Source organism: Streptomyces blastmyceticus (assembly GCF_039521185.1).
Lineage (GTDB): Bacteria > Actinomycetota > Actinomycetes > Streptomycetales > Streptomycetaceae > Streptomyces > Streptomyces blastmyceticus.
Genome location: NZ_BAAABW010000038.1, coordinates 1 through 20,048, shown reverse-complemented (window position 1 = coordinate 20,048; position 20,048 = coordinate 1). Strand labels below are relative to the sequence as shown.

Genomic DNA, 20,048 nt, shown 5'->3' with positions numbered 1-20,048 from the left:
TGTGGATTGAGCCTTCCCGTGGCCATAGCTTCTCGGTATCCCGACGGCGAACAGACCAGGGGCCGAGATGGTTCACAGAACCGAAGCTGATCAACAGCGCAGGAGGGACCTTGCCGACGATGCGTCGGGGGTCGTGCGACTACTGCCATGGGTGACCGATGACGGCCGACCCTGCTACCTCGACACGAACGGCGAAGGGTGGCTGTCCGCGCTGGCCGACAACATCGAGACGTCTCAACTTGCCATAGGCAAAGAGCTGTTGAGGCAGATCGGCGCAAGCCTGGACGCTCCGAAGCTGTCGGATGTGGAGCTGCGCTACCTGGCGGCTCGCCTGTTCGAGGCGCTGAGCGACGCTCTGCGGGTCGCGGACAGTCGGGGCGGGCGGTTGTCCGAGGCGGACGCTGGCGACGGCGGAGGCGACCGCTCATGACCTACGGGCGCACCTACTCGGAAAATCCCGTGGAACTCCCTTTGCATCTCCCCCAGTTGGAGCCGACCGGACGCGAGAGTTGCAAGATTTGCGATCACGTCAAGCTCTGGCGTGCTGCCTACCGGACAGGCATCGGTACGCCCGACGGGTACGCGGACATGTCCAAGGTGACTGACTGCAACCTGGAACTCCGCAACCACCCGCACCAGCCGCGCGTCATGGCGCTGCCGATCAAGCCCCCATCGGTGAGCGCATGAGTACGCGCAGCGTGATCCGTACTGTGAAGCACACGATTGGCACGCACCCGCGAGGTGAAATCACCGTGTCGGCGCGCTGTCTGGACGGCGGGTGCCTGTGGACGCTGGCGGCGACGGCGGATCTCAAGGCAGCGGACCTGGCGATGATGGCCCACACCGGCCGCACTGGTCACCCGACGTTCGCCCGAACGTTTGAGGACGTGGCTCTGGTGCGCCGCTTGGAGTTGAACGAGGGGAAGCGGGAGATTCCGCCGCTTCCGTCCGAGGAGCCGCAGCACGAACGCGCGGCCCCCTAGGTTCCCGCCCGGTCGCACGCCCTCATTCCCGTGAAGCGGAGTCGGCCGGGCGGGTAGTACAGATCATCAACCGACTACGAAGGAGCATCCCATGGGTGGAGAGCACGGCGGCGGTTCCGGAAGCGGCCAGGGCGGAAGCCAGCAGGACGACAGCAACAGCGGCGCCAAGCACGGTGGCGGCGGCTCCGACGAGGGCGGCAACACGTCCGACGGCTCCGGCCCCGCGACGGGTAAGTAGGCGCACGTGACCACACGCACAGAGGGGGCGGGCCCTTCAGGGCTCGCCTCTGCGCTCGTTGAAGCGGGCGCGCTGACTTCTGACTGGCTGCCGACGTTCAAGGCGGTCCCCCGTGAGCTGTTCGTGCCTGATCGCATCTGGCCGGGCATCGCGGACGGCACCGAGCAGACGGCGTTGGTGGACCACGCCAAGGCCCCGGACGCATGGTTCAAGGCGGTGTACTCCGACATCCCCCTCACCACGCAGTGGGACGACGGACGGCACACTGGGGACGGGCTCGGAGCCACGCCGACAAGCTCCAGTTCCATGCCGCGCATGGTCTTCTCGATGCTCGCTGACCTGGACGCTCAGGAAGGGCAACACGTTCTTGAGATCGGCACTGGCACCGGCTGGAACGCGGGTCTTCTCGCGCACCGACTCGGCAGCGTGAACGTGGTCAGTGTCGAGTACGACGAGGACGTAGCCAAGGGCGCGGGGGAGAACCTCCGGCGCGCTGACCTGTCCCCCTTGGTCATCGTGGGAGACGGACGCTTGGGTCATCCAGCCGGTGCCCCGTTTGACCGGGTCATTGCTACGTGCTCGGTCGGGGAAGTGCCCCGGACCTGGATCGAGCAGACCCGGCCCGGCGGGGTCGTCGTCGCCCCGTGGGGAACGGACTATGGAGGCGAGTGCATCGTGCGCCTGGTCGTCGGCGACGACGGTACGGCGAGCGGTCCCTTCACCCGCTCCAGTGCCTTCATGCGCCTGCGGCAGCAGCGCACGGAACGCCCGCCCTTCGACGCCTACCTCAAGGGCCGGGAGTGGCCCGCAGACGGCGCCAGGAGCACGACCGCGCTTTCGCCCGCTGACATCGGCGGGTGGCTCGAACAGTTCGTGATCGGGCTGCGAGTGCCCGGAGCGTTCTGGCGTGCCGAGCGGTACGACGACGGCTCTTACACGCTGTGGACGTACAGCATCGACACCCGCTCGTGGGCATCGGCCGACTACGAGCCAGAAGCCAGCGAGTACGTGGTGGTCCAGTCCGGCCCGCGCAAGCTGTGGGACGAGACGGAAGCGGCCTACCAGTGGTGGGGCGAGCAGGGCCGCCCCGGGTTCGATCGCTTCGGGCTCACCGTGGATGGCGACGGCGAACGGGTATGGCTCGACTCGCCAGAGCAACCGGTGCCCGTCGCTTCCTGACTCCCCACTGAGGAGCTGCACATGGCCTCGGTTGGCGTCTCCCTCGGACGCTGACCGGGGCCTTTCTCACACACTGACCACGGACTCACCGTAGAATTGGTAGTCCGGCGTGTTCGGGTCCTGCATGATCCACCAGTGCCCGGCAGGCCCCCTGTCGACCTCGCGGACGCGGGTCGCCCCCAGGCCCTCCAGCCGGGCCACCAGCTCGTCGAGACCGCCGGGCTCGCTGTGGACGTCGAGGTGCAGGCGGTTCTTGCCGGACTTGCCCTCGGGCACGTCCTGGAAGAGCAGCCGTCGCCCACGGCCGACGCCGCTGGTCCCGTCGAACGGGTCCTCGGGGTGGCGGATCGCCGCGTAGCCGCGGAAGTTCTTGCGGCCACGATGCTCGACGACCGCATCCTCGCCGACGTGTCCGGCGGCCAGCAGCTGCTCGATGAGAGCGCTGGGATCCTCCACCTCGTATTCCAGGGCGGCAGCCCAGAAGTCCGCGAGGGCGGATGCGTTCGTGCTGTCGATGACCAATTTCCAGTGCAATGCCATGTGACTAGTTATATCGGCCCTGCCATCGATACGAGGTACAGCACGAGCCCACCGACCTGGCCGCCCGGACCGACCGGTTGCCGCCGACACCGACGTCCATGCTGGGAGCGCCGAAGCCGGGAGCGCCTGCAACCATTGCGCACCCGGCGACCACGGAAAGGCACCGGTGTGGCCTCACAGCAACGGCGGCACGACGGGGGTGGGCAGCGCCAGGGCACGGGCGAGGGCGGCGGAGACGGGGGTGGCATGGCCGGACAGGTGTCGGGCGGCCCACACGGCGGCGAGCTGGAGGAAGTCGGCCAAGTCGCTCTCCGCGCCGACAAGCAGACGGCGCAGCTCGTCGGCCGACATTTCGATCACAGGGCTGTCGTCCTGCTCGGCATCGACGGTCAGTCGGACGCTGTCGCCGAGGCGCTCGGCGAGCGGGGCGGGGCCATGGCCGAAGGAGGCCCGGCCGTCGCCGTCGAGGACCTCGAGCCAGTCGCTCCGTTCATCAAGTCCGTTGCAGCAGCCCGGCAGCAGCTCGGTGCCGGTCGCGGTGTCCATGACCTGCAGGCCACCGGCCGCGAAGAGGGGATCCATGGTGAACAGTCCGTGCAGGAAGCTCCCGAGCGGGTCGGCAGGCCCCGGCGGGCAGCCGTCAGGCTCCGGGGCGACGTCGTTGCAGACGGCGATGCGCATCACCGCGGCGCCGACCTCTTCGGGGCTGAGCGCACCGCTGAGCGGCATGAACCCGTACGCCTCGGTCGAGGCGACCGGCCACAGGGAGAAGCCATCGGAGGAACAGGTTTCCAGCACGGGCTGCATGATGATCACCTGCGGAGTGTGCGGCATGACCGTCCCTCACCGCATGCCCAATACGACGACCCGCAGGATCAGGCCGCATCGCCTCGCGTCGCCGCGACCACCACCGTGGCATAGCGCATCATGAAGCCGCCTCCCACCGCGTCGATGGCGGCGCCGACGCCCGCCAGCACTTCCCGCAGCTCGGCCGCCGGGAGCCGGGTGTGGCCGCCGGTGGTGGGCAGTTGGTCCAGCAACTCGTCCCGGGTGTAGGGCTGCTCCCAGTCGAATCGCCACTGCTCCGGGTCGCCGAACGCGCCCGTCTCCCGTATCCCGTCGGCCGTCCTGTCGCACTGCGTCGCGTACGCGTCCAGGACCGGCACCGCCCACTGGCGGGCGGCAAGGGAGTCGGGAATCACCCGGCGATAGACCTCGGCGAATGATTCCAGCAGTTCGGGCGGGAGTTGGGCCGCGTTCCAGAACATGGCCAGCCGGCCACCGGGCCGTAGCGCCCGCGCCGCCTTGGCCGCTCCCGCGTCCGGGTCCACCCAGTGCCAGGCCTGTCCGGAGACGACCGCGTCGAACTTCCGGCCGGCGGGGTCCCAGGATTCGAACGCGGCCACCTCGACCTCGAGTCCACGCTGTCGCGCCAGGGCGGCCATCCGCGCATCGACGTCGACCCCCAGCACCTTGCAGCCGGCGGCCGCGAACTGCCGGGCCGCGATGCCGGTGCCGCAGCCGACGTCGAGAACGTCAAGACCGGGGCAGGCGGCGACGATTCGGTCCACCAAGGCTTGCGGGTAGCGGGGCCGGGACCGGTCGTAGCGTTCGGCGTCCGTACCGAACGACTCGGCCACCTCCCGGTGTTGATGGGGCTCGCGCTCGGAAGGCCGCTCTTGCTCCGGCGGTACAGTGGGCACTTGCCCACTATGAGTGGGCGTACGCCCACCCGTCAATCGTGCGGGCCGGACGAGAGAAGAAGGAGACGCACGGTGCCGACGGGAGTGGCCATCCGGGACGCGCGCGAGCAGCTGTTCGACGCCGCCGAGCGCGTCCTGCTCCGGGACGGGCCGAGCGCGCTGACCAGCCGGGCGGTCACCACCGAGGCGGGCTGCGCGAAGGGCGTCCTGCACCGGCACTTCGCCGACTTCGACGCCTTCCTCGCCGAGCTCGTACTGGACCGCATCGCCCGGATCGACGGCCGGGCCGCCGCCCTGCGCGACTCCGCCGGGACCGGCACCGTCGCCGACAACCTCGCCGACGCGCTGACGGACCTGTTTGCGTCGGTCGCCGTGGCGATCGTCGGCCTCGTCACCTCACGGGACGACCTGCGCACCCGGCTCCGCCGGACCACGCCGACCGGCATCCCGGTGCTGACGGAGGCCACGGCCGCGATCGCCTCCTACCTCACCGTCGAGCGCGAACTGGGCCGCATCGCGGCACACGCCGACGTCGACACGCTCGCTCCCACACTGGTCGGGACGGGCCATATGCTCTTCGCCGACCGAAAGGGCACCCCACCGGAGACCGGAGCCGTCCGCAGGGCCGTGACCGCGGTCATCGCCGGCGTCGCGCGAGAACCGCTGCGATGAACGACCCGACGGCGAGCGCGCCCGTACGACAGCCCGTACCGCCTGCGGCCTACGGGAGGAGCAGACGCCAGTAAAGGGCCCAGGGGACGAACACCGTCCCGGCGGCGAGCAGGAACGTGAGGCGGATACGGGTCGTTCCGTTCACCTCGTGCCGGGCGCGCCACCAGGACAGGCCGGTGGCCGCGGTCGCTGCGACGACGGCGAGGGCGAGGGCCTGGAGCACGATCCAGGGCAGGGGCCGGCCGAAGAGAAAGGGCGTCACGCCCTTGCCGCCGAGGGCGAAGATCGACGTCATGAACGTCAACGTGCCCGCCACCGCCGCGGCGCCGGTGGCGGCCAGCCAGCGCGCCGGACGGGAGACGGCGGGGCGCCCGCGGTGTCCGGTGATCCGGCGCACTCCCGCGATCACCGGGTACCCGGCGAACGCGACGAGGAAGAGCGCGAGGACCGCGTATTGGAGGGCAATCGACTCGTACCAGGCACCGGTTGTCGCCGCGCGGCTGTCGAACTCCTGGCGCGGGGGCGAGGCGGTACTGGAGGCCGGGGGCTGCCCGGCGGCCACGGCCCGGACCCATGAGGTCATGACGTCCGCGTAGCCGGGGCCGAGGGCGCCGAGGCGTTTGCCGTCGACGACCGGGCCGCCGAGCTTGTCGAATCCGTCCTTCGTGCGGTGTCCGTTGTGGCCGGCGCCGGGGACGAAACGGATCGTCACATGCCGGTTCCCGGCACGGGCGAGGGCCTGCCGGAAGATCTGGGCGCTCTCCCGGGGCGGCACCTGGGTGTCGTACTCGCCCCAGAGGGCCAGCACGGCAGGACGTACGTGCTCCAGGACCGGCACCGGGTCGTAGTCGGCCGCGGGGAACAGGCCCGCACCGTCCAGGAGATGGGCCGCGGGCACGGTGACCGCGTCGCGTATCGATCCGGAGACATGGCCGTGGCGCAGCTGATTGCCGAGGTTCCAGGTCTGTGCGCGCAGCGGCGTGACGCCCGGTCCGCCGATCGTGATCAGGAAGGCCGTGTCGGGGGCCTCCGTTGCTGCCAGAGGTGCCACCCAGCCGCCCTCGCTGAACCCCCACAGCCCGACCTTCGCCGGGTCGATGTCGCTGCGGGCGCGCAGGGTCTCCATTCCCGCGCGGGCGTCGTCGGCGAGAAGTGAGAAGTCGCGGTGGAGCTGGGAGTAGCCGACCGTCCGCTTGTCGTAGACGAGGGCTGCGATCCCCGCGCGGGCGAAGGCCTCGGCCTCCGGCATGTACTCCTCGCGAGGACCGGGGCCCGACCCGTGCACGAGCACGACTCCCGGGTGACGCCCCGCCGTTGCGGTTCCGCGCCCCGCGGTGGTGGCGGGCGCGACCACGGTGGCGTGCAGGGTCAGGCCGTGGCTGCGGAAGGAGACCTCTTCGCGGACCGGATCCGCCGCGGGCGCGCCTGCCGGTTCCGTTTCCCGGGCCGATATCGACGCCGCTGCCGGTGCCGGTATCGATGGCGCCGCCGTCGCCGCGTCCGTGAACGCGCCTGCCAGAACGACAACTGCGAGGAGAAGAACTGCGTGGACACGCCGCTTGGCACCGATCACACGGTGACCGTCTGCCAGGGCGCCGCTCGATGCCGGACGGCAAGGTTTCATGCCGGCAACGCTACGGACTGTTCTCGCGCCCGACGATCGAGGCAGCACCAAAGCCGGCCATGGGGTCAGCACCAGTGCGGCCATCATTCGCCCGCAGCGCAAAGCAGTCGTCCGTGCCTCGCCCGCCGGTTAGCGTCACACCATGGAACTCATCCAGATCACCCCCGCCGTCTGGCAGTTGCCGTTCCCGGTCGGGCACGTCCACCTCGTGCGCCTGCCGGACGGATACACCCTGATCGACACCGGTGTGCCGGGGTCCGCCCCGGCGATTCTGGACGCCCTGGACCGGCTCGGCGGCCGCCCTCGGGACGTGCGGCAGATCGTTGTGACCCACTCTCACCTCGACCACATGGGCTCGGCCGCAGATCTCGTCGCGGCCACCGGCGCCCGTGTCCTGGCCGGTGCGCTGGACGCGCCGTTCATCCGCGGCACCGCTCCCGAACCCGAGCCGGTGTTCACTGCTCCGGAGCGCACCCTCCATGAGCAGATCAGCGCTGGATTCGCCGACGCGAACATGCCCCCTGTGAAACATGTGCCGGTGGACGTCGAACTGCACGACGGCGACAGTCTCGACGGCTGGGCCGAGCCCGTCCGCGTCCTGCACGTGCCGGGCCACACTCCGGGAGGCATCGCGCTCCATCTCCCGTCCAGCGGCGTGCTGTTCCCGGGTGACATCGTCGCCACCGCGGAGGGCCGGGCGATCCTCGGTCCGTTCAATGTGGACAGAAAGGAGGCCATCGCCTCCTTCCGACGGCTGGCCGCGCTCGAAGTGGAGACCGTGTGCGTGCCGCACGGCCTGCCTCTGGTGAAAGACGGCGGCACGGCGCTCCGGTCGGCCGCTCCGGAGGATGACTGGGTGTGAGACGGGGATCGTCGTACTGACGCGGGATCAGTTACTGGTGCGGGCCGCGCAGCAGTCCGCAGGGTATGTAGCCGGAGCGGATGCCCAGCTGCCAGCCGTGCGCCGAGACCGCCAGGGAAGCCAGGGCGATGGCCCCGACCGGCAGCAGGCTCCTGGGCTGCGGGTCGGCTCCCACGCTCTCGCGGTGCTGGACGAGCCGGTCCGCCAGAGCCTGCTCGAAGGCCGGCTGGTCGTCGCCCAGCAGCACGCGCAGCAACCGCTGGTCCGGGGTCAGCGCACCGGCCGCGTCCAGCCGCCGCGCGGCGAGATCGCGCTCCTCGGCGTCCGGCTTGCGCAGGGGCCGGGGATCGGTGCCGAGATAGCCGCACAACGCGTCCATCTCGGCGAGACCGGCCGACTCCGCTCCCGCGGTGCGCAGTTCGGGTGCATGGTCCTTCCTGAGCATCTCGGCGATGACTCGCGACGGTTCCCGGAACAGACCGCCGACCAAGCACATCGCGAACGCGTCGACCCAGGTCCTCGTGGTGGGTATCCGGTCCACGGCATCGCCGAAGTCGAAATCCTCGCTGCTGAGCGTCATGTCGACGAGAGGAAGGACGACCTCGAAGTCGCCGTGCGGGAACACGCCGAGGTCCAGCACTCCATAAGCGCACTCCGCCGCGGTCCGCAGGACCATGCGCGCGGGGTCGGTGAGCGCGGGGTCCTCCAGGGCGCGGGCGGCGACGTGGTCGAGGAGTTCGTCGCACATCTCCTGCAGCCCCGCCAGGGACAGCGTGTCGTAACGCAACCTGTGCCACCGGCTGAACGCCCGCCCTTCAATATCACCGAGCGCCTGCGCGATCCGCTGCTCACCGACCTTGTGGCACGTCACTTCCTGCACGGCTTCCGTCCTCCCATGATCCTTGCGACTGCCGTGGACAGCCACGGCTCAACCCCGGGAAAATATCAGCGTCTCACCGTCCGCCCGCACGGTACGTTCCTGTCATGCCGCTTACTCCCGACGATGAAATCCGCAGCCGCGAGGAACTCGCCGCCTTCCTCAGCGACCTCCATCAGGAGTACCTGCGACGCGGCCACGAATGGGAGAACGGGACTCTCGACCGATTCCTCGAGGCTCTCGCCGCATGGACAAAGGACTCCGACGGCTGGTACCAGAACTTCGGCAAAGAGCTCCCGGCAGGCGGCGACTGGACCTTCCTGGCACGGGCCTTGCAAGCGGCCACTGTCTACGAATGATCGCGCCGGTCGATCGGAGCTCTGGAGCAATTCGCTGACGTGGCGGTCTGGCCACCCATCGCGACGGGATGCGTCGGCCGATTCCCCGGGGTCGACGTCATCACTTCCGGGGACCTGCTCCGGGAACGCCCCAGCGAGCTGTCCGCAAACATCGCGCGCTCGGCCCATCCGCGGGCCTACGCGGTATTCATGGACAGCAGCGTCGACCGGCTCGGCTTCGCCCTCTGGGAAAACGGCACGCTGGTAAGGAGCCTGAGCCTCTCCCCCGGCACGGGAATCATCGAGAACATCGGCGAGCCGCTCCCTCTGGAAAAGGACTTCTGGGCGGGGCGGCACCCACTGGCGCACGCGCCGGATTGTCCACTGCCCTTCCACCCGGCAGATCTCGGCAACGAGGTGCTGCGCGTCTTCTTCGGGTTCGTCCGCGAGGGGCCCACCGACGCGGGCTGCTTCGATCCGGAAGTGGTCACGCTGGCGGCCCTCCGACTGCCTGATCACACAGCTCGGTCAGCGCAGTTGCAGGCCGCGGCCCGGCGCATGATCCGTATTTCGTAAGCATCGGTACTGGCTGTTGGCCGACGAGCAGGTATGTGAAGTCGTGCGCCGGATCCGGCGGCGAAGGCCGGACGAAAGCAGTGCGCCGGCCGCCCAAAGTTCTGTCGGAGGCCGACTCTCCTACAGTTCCCACAAGGGGAGCAGAAGGAGCGTCGGCTTGTCCTACGTGACGACGTGGATTCCGGTGCGCCGCCGCGTAGCTCCATGGATCTGCGGTCCGGCACAGCGGTGACTCGTCCGGAGCCCCGTCGCAGGCATCCCTGACCGGCGCCATCCCCTGCGGCACGTAGGGTCGGGGCATGGCTGAAAGATTCGACGTGGCCCAGGCGCTCGGTGACGGCGCGGTGGACCGGGCGGGAGTGTGGGGGTTCGTCAAGGCGTTCTCGGCTTCGTGGGAGACGCCTCTGTCGCCTGGCGACGGTTTCACGCCGGCCGAGATCCGGAGTGCGGAGGAGCGGCTCGGTCTTGGCCTTCCGGCGGCGTTGCGCGAGGCCTACCTGCTGTTCGGCCGCCGGAGCGACCTCATCGCCGGGCAGAACCCGCTGCTGGGCCCGGATGAACTGCTGCTCGATCCTTCCGGGCGGCTGTTGGTGTTCCGCAGCGAGAACCAGGGCTGTGCGGGCTGAGGTGTTCCCCTCACCGAGCTGTCCGCTGACGACCCGTCCGTGGCTCTGTTCTCCGACCACCTGCCCCGGTTCAGCTGGCGGCCGTTCCTGGATCGCTTGTCGCTGGCCTGTGTCGAGGCCGTCCTCAGCGAAGCGGTGATGGCCAGACGGTACGGCCCGCAGGGCCGTGAGTGCCGGGCGACCCCGGAGCTCATCGCCTGGGTCGAAACGGCGTACGAGCCGGTCGCGCTGCCTCTCCATCCGACCTGGTACCAGCCGACGGGAGCGCCGGTGCGCTGGTTCTCCGCCCCAGGAAGGCTGCTGTGCCTGGAGCCCGCCGGAACCGGCCAGAACCTGGTCGTCGTCGGCCGCGAAAAGGCCGACCTGCTGGAGGTCGTCAGGACGGTCCCCGGCGACTGGCCCGCGGCGAACCCCGCCCAGCCCGACCGTACAACGGACGAGTGCGACATGGTGTTGCCCTTCTGAGTCGCGGATACAGACTCTGCGATCGCGTCGGGGTGGACTCCTGCCCCGGCGGGCCAAGAGGCGACAACCACTCGACGAGGAGCGCCAGCAGGGTGCCGTTTCTTCGAGCGTCGCGCGGCCACCGGCGGTCCACGGCAGGTCAGCCGGCCTCGGGCCCGCTCGCCCTGGACTCCGCGTGGTGGGCGATGTTGCGGGCCATGCCTCCGAAGACGAGGGCGTGGAAGGGTGCGATGGAGTACCAGTAGGCGTGACCCGCCAGGCCGTGGGGGTGGAAGAGGGCGCGCTGTTCGTAGCGGGTGTGGTGAGGGCCGTCGGGGGTGGCGGTGAGTTCCAGCCAGGCGCGGCCGGGCAGCAGCATCTCGGCCCGTAGTCTCAGCAGCCTCCCCGGAACGATGTCCTCGACCCGCCAGAAATCCAGTGCGTCACCGACCCGCAGCCGCCGTGGGTCGCGGCGGCCCCGGCGGAGGCCGACCCCGCCCAGGAGGCGGTCCGCCCAGCCCCGAGCGGCCCAGGCGAGGGGGAAGGAGTACCAGCCGTTGTCCCCGCCGATGCCCTCGACCACGTCCCACAGCGTGGCGGCGTCCGCGGCGACGCGCACGCTGCGCCGGTCCTCGTAGAGGCTGCCGCCCGACCAGTCGGGATCGGAGGGCAGCGGGTCGCTGGGCGCACCCGGCAGGGTCGCGGAGGACCATCTGGTGGTCACGTCCGCGTCCTTGATGCGCTGGAGGGCGAGGCGTACGGCTCCGTCGAAGCCGGTCGGACCCTCGGGTGGGTCGGGGACGTACGCGGCGATGTCGTGCTCGCCGCAGACCACTTCGTACCGCAGGGATTCCACCAGCGGGCGGGCGATGGTGTGGGGCACGGGGGTGACCAGCCCCACCCAGAGGCTGGACAGGGCCGGGGAGAGCACGGGTACGGGGATGACGGCCCGGTGCGGCAGCCGCGCGACGGCGGCGTAGCGCCGCATCATCTGCCGGTAGGTCAGCACGTCGGGGCCGCCGATGCCGAAGCTGCGGTTGACGTCCGGCGGCAGGGCGGCCGCGCCCACGAGATAGTGCAGGACGTCGCGGACGGCGATCGGCTGGATGCGAGTGCGCACCCAGCGGGGGGTGACCATGACGGGCAGGCGCTCGGTGAGGTACCGCAGCATCTCGAAGGAGGCCGAGCCGGAGCCGATGATCATCGCGGCGCGCAGGTGGGCGGTCGGCACGCCGCTGGACAACAGGATGCGACCGACCTCGGCGCGGGAGCGCAGGTGCGGCGAGAGCTCCTCCTCGGGGACTCCCGCCGGGGCCAGGCCGCCGAGGTAGACGATGCGGCGGGCGCCCGCGGCCCTGGCCGCGTCGGCGAAGGCGTGTGCGGCGTGCCGGTCGGTGGCCTCGAAGTCCCGGCCGGTGCCGAGCGCGTGCACCAGGTAGTAGGCGACCTCGACGCCCTCGAAGGCGGCCGGCAGGGTGTCGGGGCGTGTCACATCCGCCGGGACCACTTCCACGTCGGCGGCCCAGGGCTGGTCGCGGACCCGCCGGGGATCGCGGACCAGGCACCGCACGCGGTGGCCGGCGCGCAGCAGTTCCGGCACCAGCCGTCCGCCGATGTACCCGGTCACCCCTGTGACCAGGCACGACTGACCTGATCCCGCCGATGGTGGGGGCATGGGCCGGGCGCCTTTCCTCGTCGTTCCCCCCACCCTCGCACCGGTTGCCGGGTGCCGCACGGAGAGATCCGGCGGGTGCGGCCGTGCGGCGTCCTCACTCCCGCCCGCGGGCCCGTCGGAAGCGGGTCAGGGCGTCGGACAGGTCGACGAGCGGTTCGGGGTAGGCGTAGCGGGCCCGCTCCGCCTTGCGCAGCTTCCACGGCTCGTGCACGGCGGGCCCGTCGATCCCGGCGAGTTCGGGCACCCAGCGGCGTACGTACGCGCCGTCCGGGTCGAAGCGTCTGCCCTGGACGACGGGGTTGAGGACCCGGTTGGGGCGGGTGTCGGTTCCGGTGCCGGCCACCCACTGCCAGTTGAGCTGGTTGTCGGCCACGTCGCCGTCCACCAGCCAGTCCAGGAAGTGGCGGGCGCCGACACGCCAGTCGACGTACAGCGTCTTGGTGAGGAAGCTCGCGGCCAGCAGGCGGCCGCGGTTGTGCATCCAGCCCTCGTGGAGGAGCTGGCGCATCGCGGCGTCGACGACGGGATAGCCGGTGCGTCCCTCCTTCCACGCCGTGATCTCTTCCCGGGCGGTGGTTCCGGTGCGCCATCGGTCGTGCCGGGGGCGGTAGTCGGCGACGGCCGCGTCGGGGCGGGCGGCGAGGACCTGGTGGTGGAAGTCGCGCCAGCACAGCTGCCGGACGAACGCCGCGGCGCCCGGTCCGTCCGACGCCCGTGCGCGGTGGGCGAGTTCGACGGGGGAGAGCGTGCCGAAGTGCAGGTGCGGGGAGAGCCGTGATGTGGCGTCCCCCGGCAGGTCGTCATGGCGGTCCTCGTAGGCGGCGAGCCCCCGGCGCCGCCAGGCCGTCCAGCGTCTGCGGCCCTCGCTCTCCCCGCCGGTGGCGAGGCCCTGCGACACCCCGTCGACGCGCTCGCGCGCGGGGACCGGTCCGGAGCCGATGCCGTCCGGGACGCGTACGGCGCGCGGGGCGCCCATCACGTCGCGCAGCCGCTCCCGCGACCAGCGGCGGAAGTACGGGGTGAACACCGCGTAGTGGTCCGAGCCCGCCGGTGTCACGGCGCCGGGCGCGAGCACGGTGACCACCGCGTCGTGGACGCACAGGTGGCGTCCGTCCGCCCGCAGGGCGTCGCGCAGGCGCCGTTCCCTCCGCTGGGCGAAGCCGCTGACTCCGGCAGCCATGTGCACTTCTCCGGCGCCCGCCTCGGCGGCGATCTCGCGAACCCGGTCGGCCACGTCGCCCGAGCGCACCACCAGGCGGCCGCCGCGTGCCCGCAGCCCGGCGTCGAGGTCGGCCAGGCAATCGGCCAGAAAGGCCCGCCGGTTGGGTGCGGCGAAGCCGGTCGCGGCGAGGGCGTCGTCGTGGACGAACAGCGGCACCACTTCGTCCGCGCTCCGCAAGGCCGCGCGCAGTGGTGGGTGGTCGTGCAGCCGGAGGTCCGAGGTGAACAGGACGACGGAAACCGTCATGACAGCGCTTTCTTCGTGAACCGGGTGTGCTGGCGCGTACGGCCACCGTACGGTCCGCCGCGTGCCCGCGCGGGCCCGGCGCGGCCGATCGGTCACGTCAGGCCAGGTCACGTCAGGTCACCGCGGCACTCCTCAGGAAGGGAGCGGGGGCGCACCCACGCCCCTGAGCAGCACCGGAAAAGGAGCGGCGCCGCCCCGGCGGGACCTGCGACGATCTCAGCCGATCCGCTCCCACCGAAGGCTGACCCGATGCAGAAGATCCCGACCCTGTTCCGCCGCGACCCCGACGACCGCCGGTACGTCCTCCCCGGGCTCACCCCTGGTTGCGAGTGGGTGCTCGCCGGTGAGGGCACGCCCACGCGGAAGTACGACGGGACGTGCGTGATGCTCGACGCGTCCGGTGCGTGGTGGGCGCGGCGCGAGGTGAAGCGCGACAAGGTGCCGCCGGCCGGCTATGTCCCGGTGGACTCCGACCCGGTCACGGGCAGGACCACGGGGTGGGAGCCGATCGAGGGGTCCGGGTTCGTGAGGTTCCACGCCGAGGCCGTCGACTGTTTGCCGCCGGGCGGGGCCGGGCCCGGGACGTACGAGCTCATCGGCCCGAAGATCAACAGGAATCCGGAGGGCACCGGCCACCACGAGCTGGTCCGGCACGCCCGCGCCGCGGTCGTCACCGGCCTTCCGCCGGTGCTCACATGGGAGGAGCTGCGGGAGTTCTTCACCGGGCCCCTCGCCCTGACCGGCCACGAGGGCGTCGTCTGGCACCACCCCGACGGCCGGATGGCCAAGCTCAAGGTCCGGGACTTCCCCGCGCCCACGGGGCGTTGACGCACGCGCTTGACCTCGCGTGCACTCCAGGTCCTAGCGTCGGATTCATGATCACAAAGCAGCAGAGGATCGGCACCGGATTCGGTGCCCACAGCACGGCCGACGAGGTGCTCGCCGGGATCGACCTGTCGGGCGGCACGGCGCTGGTCACCGGCGGCTACTCCGGGCTCGGCCTGGAGACCACCCGCGCGCTCGCCCGGGCCGGGGCCCGGGTCGTGGTCCCCGCCCGGCGGCCCGACACCGCCGAGGCCGCCCTGCGCGGCATGCCCGGGACGGAGGTGCACGCGCTCGATCTGGCGGACCTGGAGAGCGTCCGGGTCTTCGCCGACCGCTTCCTCGAAACGGGCCGCACCATCGACGTCCTGATCAACGGCGCCGGCGTGATGGCCTGCCCGGAGACCCGTGTCGGGCCCGGCTGGGAAGCGCACTTCGCGATCAACCACCTCGGCCACTTCGCGCTCGTCAACCGCCTCCGCCCGGCCTTCGCGCCCGGCGGGGCCCGGGTGGTGTCCGTGGCCTCGTCCGGGCACTTCCTGTCGGACATCCGCTGGGACGACCTCCACTTCCGCACCGGCTACGACCGTTGGGCGGCCTACGCCCAGTCCAAGACGGCCAACTCGCTCTTCGCCGTGCACCTCGACACCCTCGGCGCGGACAGTGGGCTGCGCGCCTTCGCCGTGCACCCGGGCAGCATCCTCACACCGCTGCAACGGCACATCCCCCGCGAGGAGTGGCACGCGCTCGGCTGGGTGACCGAGGACGAGACTCCGGCGGCCGGCTTCAAGACCCCGGAGCAAGGCGCGGCGACGGCGGTGTGGGCGGCCACGTCGCCGCTGCTCGACGACCGCGGAGGCGCGTACTGCCAGGACTGCGACATCGCCGCCCCGGCCACCACCGACGACATGCTCGTCGGCGGCGTCAAACCCTGGGCCACCGACCCCGCCGCGGCGGCCCGCCTGTGGGAACTCTCCGGCGAGCTCACCGGTTTGAACGCGTTCCCGGCGAAGCCGGCCCGCTCACCCCAGCGGCAAGATCAGAGGTAGGTTGCGGCACGGCCGTCAAGGCGTCAGGCTTCGGACGGCAACGGCAGCCGAGTTCCGAGGAGAACAGCAGATGGAACGTCGCACCCTGGGAAGCCACGGTCCGGAGGTATCGTCCATCGGTCTCGGCTGCATGGGGATGTCGGTCGCCTACGGGGTCCCGGACGACGCCGAGTCACTGCGCACCCTCGATCTCGCGGCCGACCTCGGAGTCACCCTGCTGGACACCGCGGACGCCTACGGACGGGGTGCGAACGAGGAGTTGCTGGGGAGCTGGCTCAGCCGGCGGTCGAGCCGTCGCGAAGGGCTGGTGCTCGCCACGAAGTTCGGCCTGCGGCACGACGCGGCGACGGGCCGGGTGGGCGATGTCGACACCTCGGCGGAGTACGTCCGGCCCGCGTGTCAGGCCTCATTGCGCCGGCTCGGTACCGACCACATCGATCTGTACTACGCCCACCGCCGCAACCCCGACGTCCCGATCGAGGAGACCGTCGGCGCGATGGCCGCCCTGGTCGAAGCGGGGGACGTCCGCTTCCTCGGGCTCAGCGAGGTCGGCCCCGGGACGCTCCGCCGCGCTCACGCCGTACATCCCATCAGCGCGGTCCAGTTGGAGTATTCGCTCTTCACACGCGACGTCGTGGAGGGGGAAATGCTCGAGGTGTGCCGGGAGCTGGGAATCGCCGTCGTGGCGTACTCGCCTCTGGGGCGCGCCATGCTGACCGGCTCCGTCACTTCGCGCGACGACCTGGCCGAGGGGGACAACCGAAGGCGCTGGCCTCGTTTCGCCGAGGAGAATCTCGGACACAATCTGACGCTCGTGGCCGCCGTGCGGGATGTGGCAGCGCAGTCGGGCTGCTCCCCCGCCCAGGCGGCGCTGGCGTGGATTCTCGCGCAGGGCGACGGCATCGTCCCGATTCCCGGTACGAAGAAGCGCCGCTATCTCGCCGAGAACGTGTCGGCGGCCGATATCGTCCTGAGCGCCGAGCAGCTCGATTCGCTGCGGCGAGCGGTGCCCAACGGTTCCGTGTCGGGAACGCGCTATCCGGAGCAGGCGCTGGCGCGTCTGGGGCACTGAAGTCCCCGGGGTGTTGGGCCCCGGCCGGGCGGGGCCCAACACGGGCTGTCAGGTGCGGTAGGCGTAGTAGACCGCGTCCGGGTTGGAGGCGATGATGCTCGCCACCGACTTCCGGTGAGTGTTTGTGGAGTGGTACGTCAGATACGGGACGCCGATCCGGCTCCGGTAAGTGACGATCATCGAGTGGTCCTTGGACCCGTCGCCCTCGAAGTCCATCTGCAGGATGTCGCCGACGTCCAGCTGATAGACGTTGGCCAGGTTGGTCGCACGCTTCGAGGACAGCGTGAACCACGCCCACTCGTTGGCACCCACCCAGGAATCCGTCTGCCCGGAGGAGCCGTACGACCAATTGTGGTAGTCGGAATACGCGCCGGGTACCGTCTTCCAGCCGCCCGCCTTGAGGGACTGGCTGATGAAGTTGGTGCAGTCGCCGCCCGCGTCGTTGAACTGGCGGTAGTCCGGGTTGTAGTTCCGCCAGTACTTCTCCGCATAGGCCGCCATGGCCTTGTAGTTGTAGGCGGTGCCGGTGAACTTCTTGGGCTTCGCCGGGGCGGGCCACGAGATGTCGGCGGGGGTGCCGTTGGGGGCCACCTCGGGGGTGGCCGCGACCGCGGTGCGGGGCTCGTTGACCGCCCGGGGGCCCGCGTCCGTGGGCCTGATGCCCGTCAGCTCCCACTTCCCCTTCGACGTGCTGGAGAAGCTGAGCTCGTGGTGGGCCTTGAAGCCCGTCGTCGTGGGCTCGTCGCCACGGATCTTCTTGTAGGCGAGCGTCGTGGTCTCGGTGACCTCGACCGTGGCCCGCCCGTTCTTGACCTGGGTCCTGTCCACGGACACCTGGGTGTCGGCGGCGGTGTACGCCTCGCCCAGGGAGGCGAGGCGCGCCTTGCGGGTGCGGAGCGAGGACAGCGCGCCGTCCTCCGTCCGCGCCAGGCTCGACGAGACGCTCACGTTCCCGTCGCGGAGCGGCGGGGCTATTCGCCGCGCGGGCTTGGTGTCCAGGAGTGCGGCCGTACGGTCTTTCAGTACGGCGTCGGCGACGCGGCCGAAGGACTCGACCGTCTTGCCGTCCGCCTGCTTCGGCTGCTTCGTCTGCGACGCGCTCGCGCCCGAGGGCAGCAGCACGGTCGTCACGGTCACTGCCAATACCGCCCCGACGGCGGTTCTCAACGTCGTTGCTTTCACGTGCTTCCCCTTGTTTCCCCGGTCCGGGCGGACCGGGGAAAAGGGATCTTCGCACAAATTTCCGCCGCCGTGGACGCATGATCGGATCACGGATAGGACAACGCAACAACTTGTCCGTACGACGCTCGCTCCGGACCGCTTCAGCGCCCTTCCAGACCCTTCACGTTGTCGCCGAACGTCCACCCTCGTGAACCGTCCCAATTGAGGGACCAGGTCATCAGACCTTTCAGCCCACCGCGGTAATTGGTCCAGACCTGGGCGACCGAATTCGGGTCCATATAGCCGCCCCCGGCGCCCGGTTGCGCGGGCAATCCGGGGACCTGCTTGTCATAGGGAACTCTGATGGTGGTGCCCTGGACGACGAGCCCCTTGTCCAGGCAGTCCGTCTGCGCCATGAATCCCTCGACGGTCCCGGCGGAGTAGGAGTCCCCGGAGCAGCCGTACATGTTCCCGTTGTAGTACTGCATGTTCAGCCACCAGAGCCGGCCGTTGTCCGCGTATTTCTTCACGATCGGCAGGTATGCGCCCCAGATCGAGCCGTATGTCACGCTTCCCCCGGTGACATAGGCCGTCTCGGGCGCCATCGTCAGCCCGAAGCCCGCAGGCATCCGGTCGAGGACGCCGTCGATGATGCGCATCAGATTGGCCTGGGACACAGACGGCTTGGTGATGTCACCGCCGCCCGTGAGGCCGGTCTCGATGTCGATGTCGATGCCGTCGAAGTTGTACGCCTTCAGGATCGGCACCACCGTCTCGACGAACCGGTCGGCGACGGCGCTGGAGCCGAGGTCGATCCCGGCGGCCGCACCGCCGATGGACATCAGGATCGTGGCACCCGCAGCCTTGGCCTGACACATCTCGGCAGGAGTCGCGACCTTCACCGTCGCGTCCATCCCGTCCTCCCACAGCGCGGTCCCGTCGGAGCGGATGACCGGGAACGCCGCGTTGACGACGTTGTAGCCGTGGTCGCCGATGCGGGTGTCGGTGACCGGGATCCAGCCGAGCGGCGGGTGGACGCCGTTCGCCGCGCCGTCCCAGTTCTCCCAGTACCCCTGGAGGACCTTGCCCGCCGGTCTCGGCTTGACGGCGCAGGTGTCGTCGCGCGGCGCGCCCACCGCACCGGCGACCGGAACCTGCGCCACGAAGGCGACGGCCAGGGCGACACCCAGCAGGCGCGGCATTCGACGGCTCATACGGCACTCCCTTCCCGGGACCGGCCACGGACGACCGCACGTCACGCCCGCGGCTCGGCTCACCGGGAAGGTAGGGCGCAGCTGATGAACCGTCAATAAGTCTGGACCAGAATGGAATTGACTCCGGATACGCCGAAGGGCGGCGGCACCGTGTGGTACTGCCGCCCTTGGGGCGTGTGGGGTTCTTGCTGTGCGTCAGTATGCGGAGTTGACGTTGTCCATGGAGCCGTAGGTCTTGGCGGCGTAGTTGCAGGAGGCGACGATGTTGGCGACCGGGTCGTAGATGTCCCAGGACGTGCCCTCGACGTGGAACGCCTTGAACGTCGGGTCGATGATCTGCAGCAGGCCCTTGGAGGGGATGCCGGCGACGGCGTTGGAGTCCCAGTTGTTGATGGCCTGGGGGTTGCCGGTGGACTCGCGCATGATGTTGCGCTTGAGGCCGTCGTAGGTGCCGGGGATGCCCTTGGTGTGCATGATGTCCAGGGCCTGGTTGATCCAGCCGTCGAGGTTGTCGCCGTAGACCTTCGCAGGAGCCGGGGCCGGGGCGGGGGCCTCCTGGGCGGGGGCCGTCTGCTCGACCGGCTTGCGGTCCTGGGAGCGGCTGGCGGTTTCCTTGGCGGCGCGGTCCTGCTCGGCCTTCGCCTTCGCCTGGGCGGCGGTCTTGGCGGCGGCGTCGGTGGCGGTCTTGTGCTGCGCTGCGGCTTCGGTCTTCGCCTGGCCGGCTGCCTGGCCGGTGACCTGGGTGAGGCGCTCCTGCTGCTCCTGGTCGCTGGTGCCGGCGTCGTGGGTGGTCCAGGCGACGGGCTTGACGTCGATGGACTGCGCGGCGGTGGCCTGGCCGGGGATCGCGGCAAGCGCGAGGGCGGTGAGGCCCGCGGCGGTCAGGCCGGCGGCGGAGAGCTTGTGGGCGGCGGTCAGGCGGTGG

24 protein-coding genes and 1 pseudogene are annotated in these 20,048 nt (G+C 70.5%); 15 read left to right on the top strand and 10 right to left on the bottom strand.

Annotated elements, in window-relative coordinates:
- Positions 1 to 151: 151 nt before the first annotated feature.
- The 5 genes from ABD269_RS31735 to ABD269_RS31715 all read left to right on the top strand — a co-directional run bounded on the left by ABD269_RS31735 (position 152) and on the right by ABD269_RS31715 (position 2,400).
- A complete protein-coding gene (locus ABD269_RS31735) occupies positions 152 to 430 on the top strand; it encodes a hypothetical protein (protein WP_344123530.1) in 279 nt (92 codons plus the stop codon).
- On the top strand, positions 427 to 687 hold the full coding sequence (locus ABD269_RS31730) for a hypothetical protein (RefSeq protein ID WP_344123528.1): 261 nt from the start codon (positions 427 to 429) through the stop codon (positions 685 to 687). The genes ABD269_RS31735 and ABD269_RS31730 overlap by 4 nt, the downstream gene beginning before the upstream one ends.
- The gene (locus tag ABD269_RS31725) at positions 684 to 983 is read left to right on the top strand and encodes a DUF7848 domain-containing protein (RefSeq protein ID WP_344123526.1); all 300 of its coding nucleotides are present in this window, start codon (positions 684 to 686) and stop codon (positions 981 to 983) included. The genes ABD269_RS31730 and ABD269_RS31725 overlap by 4 nt, the downstream gene beginning before the upstream one ends.
- A gap of 91 nt (positions 984 to 1,074) precedes the next feature.
- Positions 1,075 to 1,221: a hypothetical protein gene (locus ABD269_RS31720; RefSeq protein WP_344123524.1), complete on the top strand. Its 147-nt coding sequence runs from the start codon at positions 1,075 to 1,077 to the stop codon at positions 1,219 to 1,221.
- Between the two features lie 6 nt (positions 1,222 to 1,227).
- The gene (locus ABD269_RS31715; protein ID WP_344123522.1) at positions 1,228 to 2,400 is read left to right on the top strand and encodes a methyltransferase domain-containing protein; all 1,173 of its coding nucleotides are present in this window, start codon (positions 1,228 to 1,230) and stop codon (positions 2,398 to 2,400) included.
- Between the two features lie 66 nt (positions 2,401 to 2,466).
- Here ABD269_RS31715 and ABD269_RS31710 read toward each other — a convergent pair whose 3' ends face one another.
- The 3 genes from ABD269_RS31710 to ABD269_RS31700 all read right to left on the bottom strand — a co-directional run bounded on the left by ABD269_RS31710 (position 2,467) and on the right by ABD269_RS31700 (position 4,643).
- Entirely contained in the window at positions 2,467 to 2,940 is a 474-nt protein-coding gene (locus ABD269_RS31710) for a VOC family protein (RefSeq protein ID WP_344123520.1), read from the bottom strand.
- Between the two features lie 174 nt (positions 2,941 to 3,114).
- Positions 3,115 to 3,774: a hypothetical protein gene (locus tag ABD269_RS31705; protein WP_344123518.1), complete on the bottom strand. Its 660-nt coding sequence runs from the start codon at positions 3,772 to 3,774 to the stop codon at positions 3,115 to 3,117.
- Positions 3,775 to 3,815: 41 nt separating this feature from the next.
- Positions 3,816 to 4,643 carry a class I SAM-dependent methyltransferase gene (locus ABD269_RS31700; protein WP_344123516.1) on the bottom strand — a complete coding sequence of 276 codons (828 nt, stop codon included), beginning with the start codon at positions 4,641 to 4,643 and terminating at the stop codon, positions 3,816 to 3,818.
- Between the two features lie 72 nt (positions 4,644 to 4,715).
- Here ABD269_RS31700 and ABD269_RS31695 point away from each other — a divergent pair, with 72 nt between their 5' ends.
- The gene (locus tag ABD269_RS31695) at positions 4,716 to 5,315 is read left to right on the top strand and encodes a TetR/AcrR family transcriptional regulator (RefSeq protein WP_344123514.1); all 600 of its coding nucleotides are present in this window, start codon (positions 4,716 to 4,718) and stop codon (positions 5,313 to 5,315) included.
- A gap of 49 nt (positions 5,316 to 5,364) precedes the next feature.
- Here the strand turns inward: ABD269_RS31695 and ABD269_RS31690 are convergent, their stop codons facing one another.
- Positions 5,365 to 6,888, bottom strand: a complete 1,524-nt coding sequence (locus ABD269_RS31690; RefSeq protein WP_344123512.1) for an alpha/beta hydrolase family protein — start codon at positions 6,886 to 6,888, stop codon at positions 5,365 to 5,367.
- A 193-nt stretch (positions 6,889 to 7,081) separates the two neighbouring features.
- Between ABD269_RS31690 and ABD269_RS31685 the strand changes: the two genes are divergently transcribed.
- The gene (locus ABD269_RS31685) at positions 7,082 to 7,801 is read left to right on the top strand and encodes an MBL fold metallo-hydrolase (protein WP_344123510.1); all 720 of its coding nucleotides are present in this window, start codon (positions 7,082 to 7,084) and stop codon (positions 7,799 to 7,801) included.
- Positions 7,802 to 7,832: 31 nt separating this feature from the next.
- Here the strand turns inward: ABD269_RS31685 and ABD269_RS31680 are convergent, their stop codons facing one another.
- Positions 7,833 to 8,681 (bottom strand): immunity 49 family protein, encoded by an 849-nt coding sequence (locus tag ABD269_RS31680; protein WP_344123508.1) that lies wholly within the window; start codon positions 8,679 to 8,681, stop codon positions 7,833 to 7,835.
- A 104-nt stretch (positions 8,682 to 8,785) separates the two neighbouring features.
- On the opposite strand from ABD269_RS31680, the gene ABD269_RS31675 reads away from it, so the two are divergent.
- From ABD269_RS31675 to ABD269_RS31655, 5 genes and pseudogenes are all read left to right on the top strand, one after another.
- On the top strand, positions 8,786 to 9,037 hold the full coding sequence (locus tag ABD269_RS31675) for a DUF7660 family protein (RefSeq protein WP_344123506.1): 252 nt from the start codon (positions 8,786 to 8,788) through the stop codon (positions 9,035 to 9,037).
- Between the two features lie 39 nt (positions 9,038 to 9,076).
- Complete coding sequence (locus ABD269_RS31670) at positions 9,077 to 9,592, top strand: DUF6928 family protein (RefSeq protein ID WP_425573024.1); 516 nt, start codon at positions 9,077 to 9,079, stop codon at positions 9,590 to 9,592.
- A 150-nt stretch (positions 9,593 to 9,742) separates the two neighbouring features.
- Positions 9,743 to 9,856, top strand: a pseudogene (locus tag ABD269_RS31665) (DUF6191 domain-containing protein); the annotation flags it as partial.
- Between the two features lie 35 nt (positions 9,857 to 9,891).
- Entirely contained in the window at positions 9,892 to 10,218 is a 327-nt protein-coding gene (locus ABD269_RS31660; RefSeq protein ID WP_344123502.1) for an SMI1/KNR4 family protein, read from the top strand.
- Between the two features lie 39 nt (positions 10,219 to 10,257).
- Positions 10,258 to 10,683 (top strand): hypothetical protein, encoded by a 426-nt coding sequence (locus tag ABD269_RS31655; RefSeq protein ID WP_344123500.1) that lies wholly within the window; start codon positions 10,258 to 10,260, stop codon positions 10,681 to 10,683.
- Positions 10,684 to 10,822: 139 nt separating this feature from the next.
- Here ABD269_RS31655 and ABD269_RS31650 read toward each other — a convergent pair whose 3' ends face one another.
- Entirely contained in the window at positions 10,823 to 12,337 is a 1,515-nt protein-coding gene (locus ABD269_RS31650; protein ID WP_344123498.1) for an SDR family oxidoreductase, read from the bottom strand.
- 94 nt (positions 12,338 to 12,431) lie between these two features.
- On the bottom strand, positions 12,432 to 13,805 hold the full coding sequence (locus tag ABD269_RS31645; protein ID WP_344123496.1) for a cryptochrome/photolyase family protein: 1,374 nt from the start codon (positions 13,803 to 13,805) through the stop codon (positions 12,432 to 12,434).
- A gap of 249 nt (positions 13,806 to 14,054) precedes the next feature.
- Between ABD269_RS31645 and ABD269_RS31640 the strand changes: the two genes are divergently transcribed.
- From ABD269_RS31640 to ABD269_RS31630, 3 genes are all read left to right on the top strand, one after another.
- Positions 14,055 to 14,633, top strand: a complete 579-nt coding sequence (locus ABD269_RS31640) for a hypothetical protein (protein ID WP_344123494.1) — start codon at positions 14,055 to 14,057, stop codon at positions 14,631 to 14,633.
- Positions 14,634 to 14,680: 47 nt separating this feature from the next.
- The gene (locus ABD269_RS31635) at positions 14,681 to 15,676 is read left to right on the top strand and encodes an SDR family NAD(P)-dependent oxidoreductase (protein WP_344123492.1); all 996 of its coding nucleotides are present in this window, start codon (positions 14,681 to 14,683) and stop codon (positions 15,674 to 15,676) included.
- Between the two features lie 70 nt (positions 15,677 to 15,746).
- Complete coding sequence (locus ABD269_RS31630) at positions 15,747 to 16,748, top strand: aldo/keto reductase (RefSeq protein WP_344123490.1); 1,002 nt, start codon at positions 15,747 to 15,749, stop codon at positions 16,746 to 16,748.
- A 48-nt stretch (positions 16,749 to 16,796) separates the two neighbouring features.
- Here ABD269_RS31630 and ABD269_RS31625 read toward each other — a convergent pair whose 3' ends face one another.
- The 3 genes from ABD269_RS31625 to ABD269_RS31615 all read right to left on the bottom strand — a co-directional run bounded on the left by ABD269_RS31625 (position 16,797) and on the right by ABD269_RS31615 (position 20,041).
- Positions 16,797 to 17,885 (bottom strand): amidase domain-containing protein, encoded by a 1,089-nt coding sequence (locus tag ABD269_RS31625; protein ID WP_344123488.1) that lies wholly within the window; start codon positions 17,883 to 17,885, stop codon positions 16,797 to 16,799.
- 185 nt (positions 17,886 to 18,070) lie between these two features.
- Positions 18,071 to 19,123 carry a chitinase gene (locus ABD269_RS31620; RefSeq protein ID WP_344123486.1) on the bottom strand — a complete coding sequence of 351 codons (1,053 nt, stop codon included), beginning with the start codon at positions 19,121 to 19,123 and terminating at the stop codon, positions 18,071 to 18,073.
- Positions 19,124 to 19,318: 195 nt separating this feature from the next.
- Positions 19,319 to 20,041: a transglycosylase SLT domain-containing protein gene (locus ABD269_RS31615; RefSeq protein WP_344123651.1), complete on the bottom strand. Its 723-nt coding sequence runs from the start codon at positions 20,039 to 20,041 to the stop codon at positions 19,319 to 19,321.
- Between the last annotated feature and the right edge of the window lie 7 nt (positions 20,042 to 20,048).